Genomic DNA, 15,107 nt, shown 5'->3' with positions numbered 1-15,107 from the left:
GGCTAATGCGCCACTTACTGCAGCAGTGCCCCCTTGAACGGGGCGAGCAAGCCTCTCAACCAGCGGAGACGCCGTGAGAAACGCTACCAGTTGGTCCCTTTACCGTCGCTTGCTGGGATATGTTAAACCGCATTGGAAGGCATTCATGGCCGCCGTGGTGGGATATGCCATCTATGCGGCCTCGAGCACCGCGTTGGCGGAAATGATGAAGCGCCTGATCGACGGCATCCAGAATCCCGATGCGGCCTTTCGCCTGATGTTGCCTCTGTTCGTGATTGGCATGTTCGCGGCGCGGGGCGTGGGGACATTCCTGGGTACCTACTACATGAGCGATGTGGCTCGTAATGTGGTGCATGCGTTGCGCTGCGAAGTGTTCAATCACATGTTGAGCCTGCCGGGGCGTTTTTTCGATATGCACTCCAGCGGCCATTTGTTGTCACGCGTCACCTACCATGTCGAGCAGGTGACCGGGGCCGCGACCAACGCCATCACTATCATCCTGCGTGAAGGCCTGTTCGTGATTGGCCTGGTCGGTTATCTCCTCTGGACCAACTGGATGCTGGCATTGCTCTTCTTGGCCGTCACACCGTTGATCGGGCTGGTGGTCAGTTACACCAGCAAGCGCTTCCGACGCTTGTCGCGGCGCATTCAGAATTCGATGGGCGATGTCACCCATGTCGCGTCCGAAGCGCTATCAGGGTATCGCGTGGTGCGTACCCACGGCGCCGAAAGCTATGAAAAGGCGCGTTTCGCCGAAGCTAGCGACTACAACCGCGAGCAGAGTATGAAGGTGGCGTTTACCAAGGCCGTCAGCACGCCGGTCATCCAGCTATTGGTGGCGCTTTCGCTGGCGGGACTGGTATGGCTGGCGATGGCGCCGGCCTTGATGGCCTCGATGACGCCGGGCGAGTTCGTGGCCTTCATCACCGCTGCGTCGTTGATGGCCAAGCCGGTGCGGCAGCTTACCGAGGTCAACAGCACGATCCAGAAGGGACTTTCCGCCGCGCAGGAGTTGTTCGGTCTTCTCGAGCAATCCCCCGAAGTCGACGAGGGCTCCTATGTGCCGACGCGCATCGACGGGCGTGTACATTTTGAAGGTGTTCGCTTTCGTTATGGCGAGGACCAGGCCGAGGTGCTCAAGGGGATCGATCTGGATATCCCCGCCGGAGAGATGGTCGCCATCGTGGGGCGTTCCGGTAGCGGCAAGTCGACCCTGGTGAGCTTGCTGCCACGTTTTTATCGCCCCACCGAGGGGCGATTGACGCTGGATGACGTGGATATCCAGACCTATTCGCTGTCGCCTCTGCGTCAGCGTATCGCGCTGGTCTCCCAGCAAGTAACGCTTTTTAACACCACCATCGGTGCCAATATTGCGTACGGGCACCCGGATTCCGACCGGGAAGCGGTCGAGCGCGCCGCACGCGCGGCCTACGCGCATGAGTTCATCGAACAGCTGTCGAACGGCTACGATACCGTCGTCGGCGATAACGGAGTGATGCTGTCCGGCGGCCAGCGGCAGCGCCTGGCCATCGCGCGGGCGATTTTCAAGGACGCTCCCGTGCTGGTACTCGACGAGGCCACTTCGGCGCTGGACACAGAGTCCGAGCGTTATATTCAGCAAGCGTTGGAAACGGTATGCCGTGGGCGCACGACCTTCGTCATTGCCCATCGCTTGTCGACCATCGAGCGCGCCGACCGTATTCTGGTCATGGAGCAGGGCGAGATCATCGAAAGCGGCACGCATACTGAATTGCTGGCGCAGGATGGCGCCTATGCTGCGCTTCATCAACTGCAATTCCAGGAGGCCGAGTGAGTCGCTTGCAGGATGCCTGGTACCGTGACGCGGCCTGGCTCACGCCGCTGCGTCCCTTGGCGGGGCTTTATGCCTCGGCCATGGGGGCGCGACGCAGGGCCTATCAGCGTGGCACTAAGACGATCTGGGCACCTCCGGTGCCATTGATCGTGATCGGCAATCTTTCCGTGGGAGGCACTGGCAAGTCACCTCTGGTGGCCTGGATGGCGCGCTGGCTCGCCGAGCATGGCTGGCACCCGGGCATCGTGTCGCGCGGCTATGGCGGCCATGCGCGGCGTTATCCGCTATACGTGACGCCGGAAACCTCCCCTGCAGAAGCAGGCGACGAGCCGGTCATGCTGGCGGCTCAGACGGGACTTCCCGTCGCGGTCGACCCTGATCGCTCACGTGCCGCGCGCAAGTTGATCGCGGCCGGCTGCGATATCCTGTTGTCCGATGATGGGCTGCAGCATCTGGCCATGGGGCGCGATATCGAACTCGTAGTGGTGGATGGCGCGCGCGGCTTCGGTAATGGTCGCTGTCTGCCCGCGGGGCCGCTGCGTGAACCGCTTTCCCGGTTGGAAGACGTGGATGCAGTCATCGGCAACGGCTCCCTGCAAGAGGAATTGCCGGTGCCTCACTACAGCATGCATCTGACGCCGTCGCGTTGGCGGCATTTGATCGATGACGTCTGCTATCCCATCGAAGGGCGGCCATTCAATGGGCGCGTGCATGCCCTGGCGGGAATCGGTCATCCATCGCGTTTCTTCGAGACACTGGCGGGATTGAACGTCGAATTCGATCCTTGCCCGTTGGCCGATCACCATCGCTTCGATGCCGCCGACCTGCAATTTTCCGACAATCGTCCGGTGGTCATGACAGCCAAGGATGCGGTCAAGTGTCGTCCTTTCGCGCATGAACGGTGCTGGGTACTGGATGTCGAAGCGCATCCCGACCCGGCGCTCATGACCTGGCTAGAAGGCCGCTTGGCGGCATTGACCGACGAGGTGAACCATGGATAAGCAAATGCTGGCAATGCTGGTGTGCCCACACTGCCAGGGCAAGCTCAAGTACGACCGCGAGCGCGGTGAACTCAAGTGTCACTTCGATGGCCTGGCATATCCCGTTGAAGATGACATTCCGGTGATGCTGGCAGAACAAGCGCGCCGCATGGATGCCGACGAGAAGCTGGCCAAGACGCGTAGCGGTGCCGGAGAGGCGCGGGATGACGCGACATGAATGATGTGGTCGTGGTGATACCGGCGCGCTATGGCGCGTCACGGCTACCGGGCAAGCCCTTGTTGGATATCCACGGCGAGCCCATGATCGCACGCGTATGGCGACGTGCCTGTCAAAGCGGTGCCACGCGTGTGGTGGTGGCCACCGATGATGCGCGTATCGAGTCGGCCATGCGGCCCTATGAAGCCGAGGTCATGCTGACCGAGCGTGACCATCCCTCCGGTACCGATCGCCTCGCTGAAGTGGCGGCACGTCTAGGCTTGGATGTCGGTACCATCGTGGTCAATGTGCAAGGCGATGAGCCGTTCATTCCGGCGTCGCTGATCGATCAGGTGGCATGGCGTCTCGCCGACGATGCGAGTGCCTCGGTTGCCACCCTGGCGGAACCCATCGGTGACGTCGAGGCCTTGTTCAACCCCAACGTGGTCAAGGTGGTGCGCGATCTATACGGGCGCGCCCTGTATTTCTCCCGTGCGCCGGTACCCTGGGACCGAGAGAGCTTCGCCCAGCGTCCCGATCATCTGGAGACCGATGCCTGGCTACGCCATATCGGACTCTATGCGTATCGTGCCGGTTTCCTGGCCGAGTATGTCGATTGGTTGCCGTCGTCGCTCGAGCAACTGGAGCAGCTCGAGCAATTGCGGGCCATGCATCATGGGCATCGCATTCAGGTGGCGCTGGCCTGCGAGGCCCATCCGGCGGGGATCGACACTCAGGAGGACCTCGAACGGGTGCGTCGCCTGATCGCCGAGGAGGAGGGCGCGACATGATCCGCATCCTCTTCGTGTGTCTGGGCAATATATGTCGCTCGCCCACTGCCGAAGGTATCGTCAGTGCGCGTCTGCATGCGGCGGGCCTTGCGGAGGCCGTGGCGCTCGATTCCTGCGGTACCGGGCGCTGGCATGTGGGCGAACCGCCCGACCCGCGTGCCCAGAAAGAAGCGCGAGCGCGAGGTATCGATATCAGCTCGCTATGCGCGCGCCAGCTTCGAGTCGACGACTTTCAGGCGTTCGATTACCTGCTGGCCATGGATGCAGACAACCTGGCTCATATGCGACGTATGGCGCCTGCCGACTGCCAAGCGCATCTCGGTCTGCTGCTGGATTTCGCAGGGACCCCCGAGCGCTCCGTGCCGGATCCGTATTACGGGCCGGGGGACGGGTTTGCCAATGTATTCGCCTTGATCGAGCAGGCTGCCGACGGCTTGATCGACACTTGCCGTCAACGCCTTGAAGTGCAGTGTTCGGAGCCGGGCGATGGCGCTCGCTGAGGCCGCGACACTCGATAATACGCTAGGGTTGCCCTGTCGTGCACAACGTTTCATCGCGGCCACCACGCACGATGAGATACGCACTGCGCTGGTCATGGCAGAAGACGAGGCGGTCCCGCTCAATATCGTGGGCGGCGCCAGCAATCTGATCTTGGCGCCCCGTCTCTCAGGGGTGACCTTGCAGGTGGCGAGTGACGACTGGTGGTGGGAAGAAAGCGATGACCAGACGATTCTCGTATACGCCCAGGCGGGGATGCCCTGGCACGATCTTGTCACGGCATGTGTCGAACGCGGCTGGTGGGGAATCGAAAACCTGGCGTTGATCCCCGGCCATGTCGGTGCCGCGCCGATCCAGAATATCGGCGCTTACGGTGTCGAACTTGCCGACGTATTGGATGCGGTGCATGTCATGCACTGCGATGATGGCCGCGACGCCGTTTTCTCGCGCGATGATTGTGAATTCGCCTACCGTGACAGTATTTTCAAGCGCGCCTTGGCAGGGCGTGTCGTGGTAACGCAGGTGGTGTTGAGGTTGTCGCGCCGCCCTGCGCCTCGCTTGGGTTACGGCGATCTTGCCAAGCGTGTTTCGGTTCATCCCGAGGTACAGGAGATCTTTGATGCCGTGTGTGCGGTGAGGCGAGAGAAGCTGCCCGACCCCGACGTGCTGGGTAACGCCGGCAGTTTCTTCACCAATCCTGTGCTCGAGGTAACTCAAGCCGAGTGTCTTCTGCGCGAATATCCGGCGATGCCGCATTTCCCGCAACCGGATGGGCGCGTCAAGCTGGCTGCGGGATGGTTGATCGAGCGCTGCGGCTTCAAAGGAACTCGCTGGGGCGCCTTTGGCGTGCATGAGCGCCAGGCATTGGTGCTGGTGCACTTCGGGGGTGGCGACAAACAGGAACTATTGGCACTGGCCGATCATGTTCGCGATACCGTGTATCAGGTATTCGGGGTGTTGCTGGAGCGAGAGCCCCGCCTGATGGGGTAGTGCGCCCGCGAAGTATCCACGTTCGCCAGTGTGTCTGGCGAAGTCTTGTGGCAATGCATTATTGAATACCCAGGTGAAGTGACCATAAAAAAACGCCTGAAGGCATCATCCTTCAGGCGTTTTTGTGTCCGGCAGGCGGCCGAGCCGGCCGCCTTGGGAACTTAGGCGTTGTCGTCGCCGCGGAAGAGATTTTCCTGGAGACGATGACGCTGTTCGCGCGGGTCGTTGTGGGCGCGACGGCGCTGACGCGGCGCGGTCGTTTCCTGGGGCGCTTGCGACGCTACCGTGGTAGTGGCTGCCGGAGCGGATGCCTCCTCGGCACGAGGTGTGGCTGTCGGTGCCGGAGACTCGGCCGGCGTCGCAGACGTTTCCTCGGTGCTGGTCGGGGCGTCGATCGAGGCCGGCGTTTCGTCCTTGGACGCCGTTGTGGGCGTCGCAGTCGAAGCCGAACTGACCTGTGCTTCGGCGCTGTCCTTGGACGTTGTCGCAGCGGTCGTATCGGTGGCGGTGACGTTCTCGCCCTCAGCTTGGGAGGACGGCGTCACGTCATCGTTTTCCGTCTTGTCATCGCTTGCCTGCGCCGCTCGGGGCTCGGTGGGCGTAGACGGCGCAGATGTCTCACTCGCGACCGGCGCGTCGCTGGCCTCGGGAGCCTGCTTCTCGGCCTGAGACGCTGGGCCGCTTTCCGCCTTGGGGGCTTCGGCGATGTCGTCTGCATCTTCGGGCGCGGTGTGCGTCGGCGCCTGTGCCGGAGAGCCATCAGCGGGCGTTTGTGAAGAGTCTTCAGCGGGTGTTTGTGAAGAGCCCTCAGCGTGCGCTTGTGAAGAGCCCTCAGCGGGTGCTTCTTCCGATGTCGCCTGGGCGGCGGGGCGCTCGGCGTTGTCCGCTTTCGGCTCCGTGGTGTCGACTTGTGCCGCATCGTCTTTCGAGGCATCGGTAACACGACCGGTCGCCGGTGCCTCGGCCGGGGATGACGGCTTCGTGGCGTCCGCGCGGGGCGTGTCCGCCGAGTCGTGCTCGGCCGTGGCCGCAGGCTGAAGCTCGTCGGTCTGTGTCGCGGCCTCGGGCGTCGCTTCGGTCATGGCAGACGATGCTGCTTCGCTCGGTTTGGCACTCGCTTTGTCTTCTGTCGACGTGGCGGGCGAGACCGCAGCGCTGGAAGCTTCGCCCTTAACGTCTTGTGCCGGTTCACTTGCCGCTTCCTGCTGCTGAGCTTGCAGTTTTTCCTGCTCGGCGACGGATTGCGGGTTCACGGCATGCTTGCGACTGCGCTGGCGCGGGTTATTGCGCGTGCGCTTCGGCTTGCTGTCTGCCTTCGGCGTTTGGCCTTGTGCAGAAGAGGCTGAGGTCTTGTCATCGGGTGTTGCTTGTGATGTGGACTCCGACTTGGGCTTGTTGGCTTTGGTGTCTTTGGTGTCTTTGTTTTCCGTGCGGGGCTTGTTGGATTTACCGGTGTTACGGGTTTCATTGCGCCCGTCGTTACGCGTGTTCTGCTTCGAGTTGTCGCCGTTACTGGCTTTTTCACTACGTTCGCCATTGTTCGACTTGCCGGAACCACGCGAAGGCTTTGAGTTGCGGTTGGACTGCGAGTTGTTGTTCTCTTCGCGACGGCCTTCGTTACGCGATGCCTGGCGCTCTTGTGATTCCTCGCCATTACGGCGCTGGCGGTTATTATTGCCTTTGCGGTTATTGTTGCCACTGCTGGAGGCTGTATCGCGGCGCGTCTCATCATTGTCGCGTGACGTTTGATTGTTGCGTGACGTTTGATTGTCACGTGACGTCTGACGCTGCTGCTTGTCGGCGGTCTTCTTGTCGCCTGAACGTCCCGCTTGGCTGTTGCCATTACGGTTGCGCTGTTGCGAGGAATCCGCCGTGGACGACTTGCTGGCCGCGCGTTTTGGCGACTCGGCACCGGACTCAGTGCCCTGTGACGGGGCGGCGCTATCATCGCCATTGAGCAGCTTGCCGAGGCCTTTCACCATGCGTGAGAAAAGCCCACTTTCGGGCGCTGTCGCAGGCGTCGTGGTGGCGCTTGCAGTACTCGATTTGCCTTGGGGCTCGGCGTCGGTCTGCAGCGAAGTAGGTGCCGGGGTATTGTGCGCGACGCTCTTGACAGCAGCTTCGGCGCGCTGCGCCGGCTTGTCGAAAACTGGATCGGGCTCGTGGGTATCCTCGGTTTCGGTGGCCAATTCGAAGCTCGAACGCTGGCCGTCTTCTTCATTGACTTGATCGTCGCGCAGACGCTGCATGTCGTAGTGCGGCGTATCCATGTCGGGGTTGGGCAAGAGAACGACCTGGACGGCTTGCCGTTGCTCGATGTCGTTGAGCACACTGCGCTTTTCGTTGAGCAGATAGGTTGCTACCGGTACTGGAAGCACCGCGCGAATCTGCGAGCTGCGCTCCTTCATGGCTTCTTCTTCGATGAGGCGCATGATGGACAGCGAGATGGAGCGTATATCGCGGATGGTGCCTTGACCGTTGCAACGCGGGCAGACCACGCCGCTGGTTTCGCCGAGCGAGGGCCGCAGGCGCTGGCGCGACATTTCCATCAGGCCGAAACGCGAGATGCGCCCGATCTGCACGCGGGCACGGTCGAGCTTGAGCGCATCGCGGACACGATTTTCCACTTCGCGCTGGTTCTTGGCTGGCGTCATGTCGATGAAGTCGATGACCACCAGGCCGCCGATGTCGCGGAGCCGCAATTGCCGTGCGATCTCGTCGGCGGCTTCGAGATTGGTCTGAAGCGCCGTTTCCTCGATATCGCTGCCGCGTGTGGCGCGTGCCGAGTTGATGTCGATGGATACCAGGGCTTCGGTGTGGTCGATGACCACGGCGCCGCCGGAGGGCAGTTTGACTTCACGCTGATAGGCGGTCTCGATCTGCGACTCGATCTGGAAGCGCGAGAAAAGCGGAACGTCGTCGGCGTAGAGCTTGATCTTGTTCTGGTAGGAGGGCATGACCTGGCGGATGAAATGCAGGGCTTCCTCGTGCACCTCGGGGCTGTCGATCAGGACCTCGCCGATATCATGGCGCAGGTAATCGCGCATGGCGCGAATGATGACGTTGGACTCGCGATAGATGAGGAAGGGGGCACTACGCTTGCCGGCTTCTTCGGTAATCGCTTCCCAGACTTGCACCAGGTAATCCATGTCCCACTGGAGCTCTTCGGGGGAACGCCCGATCCCGGCGGTACGCACGATGACGCCCATCTTGTCGGGAACGGTGAGCTGGCCCATGGCGTCCTTGAGCTGCGCGCGGTCTTCGCCCTCGATGCGACGCGAGATACCACCGGCACGGGGATTATTGGGCATCAGCACGAGGAAGCGCCCGGCCAGGCTGATGAAGGTGGTCAGCGCGGCGCCTTTGTTACCGCGTTCTTCCTTGTCGACCTGGACGATGACTTCCTGGTTTTCCTTGAGGACTTCCTTGATGTTGGGGCGCCCGGAAGGTTCTTTGGTGAAGTACTCCCGCGAAATTTCCTTGAGCGGGAGAAAACCGTGGCGTTCGGCACCGAAATCGACGAAGGCGGCTTCGAGGCTGGGCTCGATACGCGTGATGCGGCCACGGTAGATGTTGGCCTTTTTCTGTTCCCGGGCACCGGATTCGATGTCGAGATCGTACAGGCGTTGTCCATCGACGAGCGCGACGCGCAGCTCTTCGGGCTGTGTCGCATTGATGAGCATTCGTTTCATGCAAGTCTCACTGACTAAGCGTGCCGGTCTAACGACAAGGCGTGGCAACGGCGCGTCGAATCGTTTGCTTGCATGCTTGTGCTCAGTGCATGTCGTGACGATGTCTTAGCGACCCGGAGGCCGTGGGCGACAAGACAGGCATACCAACGGTCGTCATCGCCCGCCGGGGACGATGCGCGTGATGATGGCCGCCGAATGCGGTGGACGAGGGGCCCGCCAGCGCTTCGAGGGGTGTTCAACTTCGTTATCCCGTTCGTATCGATCCTGTCGTATACATCCCTGAACACTGTAAGAGCATGTTGAGTACTCGGCGGAGGCAGGACATGTCCCGGCGGGAGTGTGCCCGTCCGGCCCTGCGGTCATCCGCCAGACAGCTAGCAATAAGTCGATTCGGCGACGCCGGCCCCGGCACGGTGTTTATGTCACCCCGTGTGGTGGCGCCGACAATATCGTGCGCCCCTGGCGGGCATGGCGTTCCAGACGTTCGTTTCCCCAAGTGCGGCAATGATGTCGTCGCCAGCGGGGATGTCATGTTCTTCGTTCGGGCCTGCGTGTCTGTAGAGCAGGCGCAATTGACGGGCGCTTGATACCCATTCGAACGAGTCTCGAATATAACAGTAAAGCGATAACGCAGCAATTGGAGTCAAGCAGGTCTCGCTGCGGTAGAATGTTGGTTGGCGTCAAGTAGGCGACAATTCGGTGGCGATTCGTAAAGGAGAGGGTGCGCATGGCCGAGGGCCGCGACGTACAGTGGGTAGAAATAAGCGAAGGACAGGTCGGGCAACGTATCGACAATTTCTTGCGTACGCGGCTTAAGGGAGCGCCCAAGTCCTTGATCTATCGTATCGTGCGCAAGGGCGAGATTCGCGTCAACAAGAAGCGGGTCAAGGCGGACTACCGCCTGGTGCTGGGCGACATGGTCCGCATACCGCCGCTACGTCTGGCACCTGAAGAAGCCGTGCGCGACGTCAGTGACGGACTACGCAACTTGCTGGCGGGCAGCGTGTTGGTCGAGGGCCCCGACTGGTTGGTGCTCAACAAGCCGGCCGGACTCGCCGTGCATGGCGGTAGTGGCGTGAAGATCGGGCTGATCGAGGCGTTGCGCCAGGTCCGTGACGATCTCGATTTCCTGGAGCTGGTGCATCGCCTGGATCGTGATACCTCCGGTTGTCTGTTGTTGGCCAAGTCGCGCGAGGCGTTGGTGACCTTGAATCAGGCGCTCAAGGCACATCAGATGGATAAGCAGTATCTGGCCCTGGTTCAGGGGCGCTGGCCGGCGCGGCGCGAGTTCGTCAGCGCCCGACTCGATCGCTTCAATGCGGGCAACGGCGAGCGTCGTGTGCGTGTCGATAAGCAAGGCAAGGTGTCGCGCACGCGTTTCGCCGTGCGCGAAGCATTCTCGCGTGTCACGCTGATCGAGGCCGAGCCGGTGACCGGACGCACGCACCAGATTCGCGTGCATGCCGGTCATGCCGGGCATGCATTGTTGGGGGATGACAAGTACGGTACTCGCGAGGGCGCACGCTTGGCGCGTGAGTTGAAGCTCGATCGTTTGTTCCTGCATTCCCATGCCTTGACCTTTCCCGAGCCGTCGAGCGGTCGCCCGGTGCACGTCAAGGCGCCGCTGGGGGAAACGCTCGAAGCGGTATTGGCGAGAGCGCGCCGTGCCAATTGATTGGTTCATGAGTCGCGAGGGTGCGGCCTCGAATAACGCCGATGAGAGGAAAGTGGGTTGCGCTATCGTTTAGTGATCTTCGACTGGGATGGCACCTTGATGGATTCTGCGGCGCGTATCGTCGCCTGCATGCAGGCAGCCGCGCAGGATATCGGCTGGACGCCGCTGTCGGATGCGGCGGTACGTGACATTATCGGGCTGGGGCTGCCGGAAGCCATCGCCAAACTGTACCCGGGTATGACTGCGGAGCAGCGTGAGCGTTTGCGCGAGCGTTACGCGGCACATTTCGTTGCCGCCGAGCGTGAGCCGATGCACTTCTTCGAGGGGGTAGCATCCGGCATGAAACACCTGCGCAGCGAGTCGAGCCTGCGACTGGCCGTGGCGACCGGCAAGAGTCGCCGTGGTCTGGAGCGTATCTTTACGAGCACAGGCAGTGGTGAATGGTTCCACGCGAGTCGTACGGCCGATGAAACGCTGTCCAAGCCGCACCCTCGCATGCTGGAAGAATTGCTGGCCGAGATGCGCTTGTCGCCGGAAGAGGCGTTGATGGTCGGCGATACCGAGTACGACATGGAGATGGCGCGGGCACTGGGCATGGATCGCGTGGCGGTGACCTATGGCGTTCATGCCCGTGAGCGCCTGGCGCGTAGCGAGCCGGTGCTGATGGTCGATACGTTCTCGGCGTTGATGGATTGGTTGTATGTAGATCACCACGATGACATACGTGATACAGGAATGGGCACGGTGAGTCGGAGTGAAATCTCATGAGTGATGATAAACGCGAGGACGCTTGGACGCAGGGCGCCGAGGTCGGGCGTGCGCCGCGCGAACGCAATCAGGCCGACGAGTCCTTCGAGGAGTCGACAAGCGATCCCGAGCGCTTGCGCGAGCTTCGGCGTCTGCGTGAGCAGCGCATGCTCGATCGCTGGATCGATGGCGTGCTCGTCGAGCAGCGGCGTTCGCGGCGCTGGAAACTGTTCTTTCGTCTAGTGGTTGTGCTGTTGATTGCGTCGTCGCTGGCGATGACGGCGTACGCGCTATTCTTCGCCGGTCGCGACATGACCGGTAGTGTCGGTGCGCCCCATCTGGGTGTCGTCGAGGTCGACGGTGTCATCGATGCCGATGGTGAGGCCAGTGCCGAGCGCATCATCGAGGGGCTGCGTGCCGCGTGGCAGGCACCGTCGTCGCGGGCAGTAGTGCTGCATATCAATAGCCCTGGCGGTAGCCCGGTGCAGTCACAGCGTGTCTATGATGAAGTACGCCGTTTGACGGAAAAGGGCGACAAGCCGGTCGTGGCGGTGATCGAGGATATCGGGGCGAGCGGTGCCTATTACATGGCGTCGGCAGCGGACGATATCTATGCCGCCCCGGCGAGCCTGGTGGGCTCCATCGGTGTCATTTATTCCGGCTTTGGGATGCAGGAGGCCATCGACAAGCTGGGTATCGAACGTCGAGTTTTTACCTCCGGCGACAACAAGGCGTTTCTCGACCCCTTCTCTCCGATGCGCGATGAGCAGCGGGATTTCTGGCAGGACGTGCTGGATACCACCCATCGTCAATTCATCGAGGATGTCAAGGGCGCACGCGGCGAACGCCTGGCCGACGACCCAAGGCTCTTTTCCGGCCTGGTCTGGACCGGGGAGCAAGCGCTCGACCTGGGGTTGATCGACGGCTTGGAGAGCCTCGATGGATTGTCACGGGAGCGTTTCGATGATGTGCAACTGCATGATTATACGCCGGCGCTCGATCCCTTGAGCCGCTTATCACGCCAACTGGGGCGTGTCGCGGCCGAGTGGGCCGGGGTCTCCAGCAATGCGTCGCCCGTGCGTTATCAGGTGCAATAATGACACCAGGCCGGTATCAGCCCAGCGGGTCGAGGCCGGCCTCGCGCAACATTTCACACAGACGTATCAGCGGCAGGCCGATCAGGGTGTTCGGGTCGCGTCCCTCGAGGCGCTCGAAGAGTGTGATACCCAGCCCTTCCATGCGAAAACTGCCGGCGCTATCCAGTGGGCGCTCCTTCTCGACGTAACGCTCGATCTGAGTGTCGCTGAGTTCGCGAAATACCACGTCGTAACGCTCGTGATCGACCCAGTGGCGCGCGTGGGCGGTATCGATTAGCGCGATGCCGGTTAGAAAACGAACGTGTCGGCCCGAAAAACGGTGCAAGTTGGCGCGTGCGGTGGCCATGTCGCCGGGTTTGCCGAGTATCTCGCCGTCGAACATGCAGGCCTGATCCGAGCCGATGATCAAGTGCTCGAGGTAGTCGTCGGCGAGCGCCGTGGCCTTGCCCAGGGCGAGGCGATGCACCAGGGCCTGGGGCGATTCACGAGCACGTGGCGTTTCGTCGATCTCCGGCGCGGCCCACGCATAAGGCAGTTCGAGCCGGTCGAGAAGCTGGCGGCGCCAACGGGAGCCGGAAGCGAGGACGAGGCGAGTCATGGCGTCTCCTTGAAAGACGATGGCGGGGTGGCGCGTCAATACGCAGTCTGCCGCGCTCCGTTGGTTCTGTACAGTGCGCTTATTTTGACAGCGTCGGGGTGAGTCCCTATTATTGCGCGCCTATGTTGACCACACGACTTCCCAAGCAGGTCGAGCCTTATAAGCTCGCTGTCAATCGTGAACGTCTCGAAGGCCTGGCGGCACTCGATGCGATGTCGCGCCTTGGCGAAGAGATCGGCGCGCAGCAGGGCGACTGCGAGGTACGCCTGAGTTTCGATATCGATACGCAAGGGCGGCGCCTCATGGACGGCCAGCTCCTGGCGCAGGTGCAGATGCCTTGCAGACGTTGCCTGGAGCCCATGCCGGTGACGCTGGAGAGTCACTTCCTGCTGGGACTGGTCACCGATGATAGTCTGGCGAGTGACTTGCCGAGCGACTATGAGCCGGTATTGGTGGAAAACGAGCAGCTGAATCTTCTGCTGGTGGTCGAGGATGAGCTCATCCTGAGTCTGCCGCAGGTGATTTATCATGACGAAGCGGATTGCGCCGTTTCGCGCGATCAGTTGGAAAGCGGCGCTGATGCCGAGGTGTCGGAGCAGCGTTCTACAAGCCCTTTCGAAGTGCTGCGCAACTTGAAAGGCAAACTTTGAATCATCGTCGACACTCTGGAGTGTAACCCATGGCAGTTCAAAAAGTACGCAAGAGCCGTTCCAAGCGTGGCATGCGTCGTAGCCACGATGCGTTGAGCGCCCCGACTCTGTCTCAGGACAAGGAGACCGGCACCACGCATCGTCGTCACCACGTGGCGTCCGATGGTTTCTACCGTGGCCGCAAGGTCTTCGACGTTTAAGACGTCGAAGACGCGCACGTGACCGTGCGAATCGCTATCGATGCGATGGGCGGGGACCTGGGTCCCCGCGCCACCGTTATCGGCGCTCTCCAGGCGCTCGCCATGCACTCGAATCTCGAGATTCACATGCACGGCCCTCGCGACGCCTTGGAAGCCGAGCTAGAGTCCCTTCCTAAACGCCTTTCCGGCTATCGCTCCCGTCTCGTCCTGCAGCACGCGCCGCGTGTGATCTCACAGGCCATGCGGGTAGCGAACGCCGTGCGTGAGGCCGATGGGTCCAGCATGCTCGGTGCCATCGCGAGCGTTCGCGATGGCCAGGCACATGCCTGTGTCAGCGCGGGTAATACCGGGGCGTTGATGGCGTTGGCGAGGCGTGAGCTGGGCACGGTCAAGGGCATTGCCCGGCCTGCCATCAGCACGGCGGTGCCTACTCAGGGTGGCGGGCGGTGTTATCTGCTCGACCTGGGAGCCAATGTCGGTGTCCAGGCTCGTAATCTGGTCGATTTTGCGCGCATGGGCGCGATCATGGCGCGAGTGATCGATGATGTGGCGATACCGCGTGTGGCGCTGTTGAATATCGGTGTCGAAGCCAATAAAGGCGTGCCCAGCGTACGTGAGGCAGATGAAAATCTGCGCCAAGGGATGGCGTACCAGCAAGATGGCGATGGCTTCGAGTATATCGGCTACCTCGAAGGTGATGGCATCTTCTCGGGGGCGGCGGATGTCGTGGTGTGCGACGGTTTCGTGGGCAATGCGGTTTTAAAAGCCAGCGAGGGCTTGGCGACGATGTTGCTATCGCGTCTTCAGGAGACGTTCGAGGCGCATTTTGCCACGCGTGTGGTGCGTGCCATGGCAAGGCCTGCGTTACTACGTCTCAAGCGACGGCTCGACCCGGTACGCTATAATGGCGCTAGTCTGCTGGGGCTGTCGGGTATTGTCGTCAAGAGTCACGGCGGGGTCGACGCCAAAGGCTTTGCCTATGCCATTTCACGTGCAGTGCGCGAGGTCGACATGGACTTACCTTCGCATCTGGTACGGGAGTTGGGCGATGCGGTGCGTCCTGAGCCTTCTATCCTCTCGGTCGACCCCGATAGCGGTCGAGCGGATAGTGGGTTGGCGAGCGATGCTCAACCCGACGCCCCCCATCCTCAAAGGTGAC

14 protein-coding genes are annotated in these 15,107 nt (G+C 61.6%); 12 read left to right on the top strand and 2 right to left on the bottom strand.

The genetic code is table 11. The features are described from left to right. Positions 1-73 precede the first annotated feature (73 nt). Genes msbA through murB form a run of 6 tightly spaced genes read left to right on the top strand, consistent with a single transcriptional unit; the run spans position 74 to position 5,289 of the window. The gene (gene msbA / locus OP496_RS00325; RefSeq protein ID WP_280561321.1) at positions 74-1,813 is read left to right on the top strand and encodes a lipid A export permease/ATP-binding protein MsbA; all 1,740 of its coding nucleotides are present in this window, start codon (positions 74-76) and stop codon (positions 1,811-1,813) included. Further along, positions 1,810-2,814 carry a tetraacyldisaccharide 4'-kinase gene (lpxK, locus tag OP496_RS00320; RefSeq protein WP_280561320.1) on the top strand — a complete coding sequence of 335 codons (1,005 nt, stop codon included), beginning with the start codon at positions 1,810-1,812 and terminating at the stop codon, positions 2,812-2,814. Before msbA ends, lpxK begins: the two co-directional genes overlap by 4 nt. Next, positions 2,807-3,031 (top strand): Trm112 family protein, encoded by a 225-nt coding sequence (locus OP496_RS00315; protein ID WP_280561319.1) that lies wholly within the window; start codon positions 2,807-2,809, stop codon positions 3,029-3,031. The genes lpxK and OP496_RS00315 overlap by 8 nt, the downstream gene beginning before the upstream one ends. After that, the gene (gene kdsB, locus OP496_RS00310; protein WP_280561318.1) at positions 3,028-3,801 is read left to right on the top strand and encodes a 3-deoxy-manno-octulosonate cytidylyltransferase; all 774 of its coding nucleotides are present in this window, start codon (positions 3,028-3,030) and stop codon (positions 3,799-3,801) included. The genes OP496_RS00315 and kdsB overlap by 4 nt, the downstream gene beginning before the upstream one ends. After that, the gene (locus OP496_RS00305; RefSeq protein ID WP_280561317.1) at positions 3,798-4,301 is read left to right on the top strand and encodes a low molecular weight protein-tyrosine-phosphatase; all 504 of its coding nucleotides are present in this window, start codon (positions 3,798-3,800) and stop codon (positions 4,299-4,301) included. Before kdsB ends, OP496_RS00305 begins: the two co-directional genes overlap by 4 nt. Further along, on the top strand, positions 4,288-5,289 hold the full coding sequence (murB, locus tag OP496_RS00300; RefSeq protein WP_280561316.1) for a UDP-N-acetylmuramate dehydrogenase: 1,002 nt from the start codon (positions 4,288-4,290) through the stop codon (positions 5,287-5,289). The genes OP496_RS00305 and murB overlap by 14 nt, the downstream gene beginning before the upstream one ends. A 161-nt stretch (positions 5,290-5,450) precedes the next feature. On the opposite strand, the gene rne is transcribed toward murB, so the two are convergent. Beyond that, positions 5,451-8,981: a ribonuclease E gene (gene rne / locus OP496_RS00295; RefSeq protein ID WP_280561315.1), complete on the bottom strand. Its 3,531-nt coding sequence runs from the start codon at positions 8,979-8,981 to the stop codon at positions 5,451-5,453. 727 nt (positions 8,982-9,708) lie between these two features. On the opposite strand from rne, the gene OP496_RS00290 reads away from it, so the two are divergent. From OP496_RS00290 to sppA, 3 genes are read left to right on the top strand one after another with little or no spacing between them, the layout of a single operon-like run. Further along, the gene (locus OP496_RS00290; RefSeq protein WP_280561314.1) at positions 9,709-10,656 is read left to right on the top strand and encodes an RluA family pseudouridine synthase; all 948 of its coding nucleotides are present in this window, start codon (positions 9,709-9,711) and stop codon (positions 10,654-10,656) included. Positions 10,657-10,713: 57 nt separating this feature from the next. Next, positions 10,714-11,424, top strand: coding sequence for an HAD-IA family hydrolase (locus OP496_RS00285; RefSeq protein WP_280561313.1), 711 nt, complete (start codon positions 10,714-10,716; stop codon positions 11,422-11,424). After that, positions 11,421-12,500: a signal peptide peptidase SppA gene (gene sppA / locus OP496_RS00280; protein WP_280561311.1), complete on the top strand. Its 1,080-nt coding sequence runs from the start codon at positions 11,421-11,423 to the stop codon at positions 12,498-12,500. The genes OP496_RS00285 and sppA overlap by 4 nt, the downstream gene beginning before the upstream one ends. A gap of 16 nt (positions 12,501-12,516) precedes the next feature. Here sppA and OP496_RS00275 read toward each other — a convergent pair whose 3' ends face one another. Continuing rightward, positions 12,517-13,098 carry a nucleoside triphosphate pyrophosphatase gene (locus OP496_RS00275; protein ID WP_280561310.1) on the bottom strand — a complete coding sequence of 194 codons (582 nt, stop codon included), beginning with the start codon at positions 13,096-13,098 and terminating at the stop codon, positions 12,517-12,519. A 122-nt stretch (positions 13,099-13,220) separates the two neighbouring features. Between OP496_RS00275 and OP496_RS00270 the strand changes: the two genes are divergently transcribed. The 3 genes from OP496_RS00270 to plsX are packed head-to-tail and all read left to right on the top strand — an operon-like array spanning position 13,221 to position 15,106. After that, positions 13,221-13,748, top strand: a complete 528-nt coding sequence (locus tag OP496_RS00270; protein WP_280561309.1) for a YceD family protein — start codon at positions 13,221-13,223, stop codon at positions 13,746-13,748. Positions 13,749-13,777: 29 nt separating this feature from the next. After that, positions 13,778-13,948: a 50S ribosomal protein L32 gene (gene rpmF / locus OP496_RS00265; protein ID WP_040243667.1), complete on the top strand. Its 171-nt coding sequence runs from the start codon at positions 13,778-13,780 to the stop codon at positions 13,946-13,948. Between the two features lie 24 nt (positions 13,949-13,972). After that, on the top strand, positions 13,973-15,106 hold the full coding sequence (gene plsX / locus OP496_RS00260; protein ID WP_280561874.1) for a phosphate acyltransferase PlsX: 1,134 nt from the start codon (positions 13,973-13,975) through the stop codon (positions 15,104-15,106). The last annotated feature ends 1 nt before the right edge of the window (position 15,107 follow it).

Source organism: Chromohalobacter sp. 48-RD10, from assembly GCF_029889785.1.
Classification (GTDB): domain Bacteria; phylum Pseudomonadota; class Gammaproteobacteria; order Pseudomonadales; family Halomonadaceae; genus Chromohalobacter.
The sequence above is the reverse complement of the archived record's forward strand: the minus strand, read 5'-3'. Positions and strand labels throughout refer to the sequence as shown.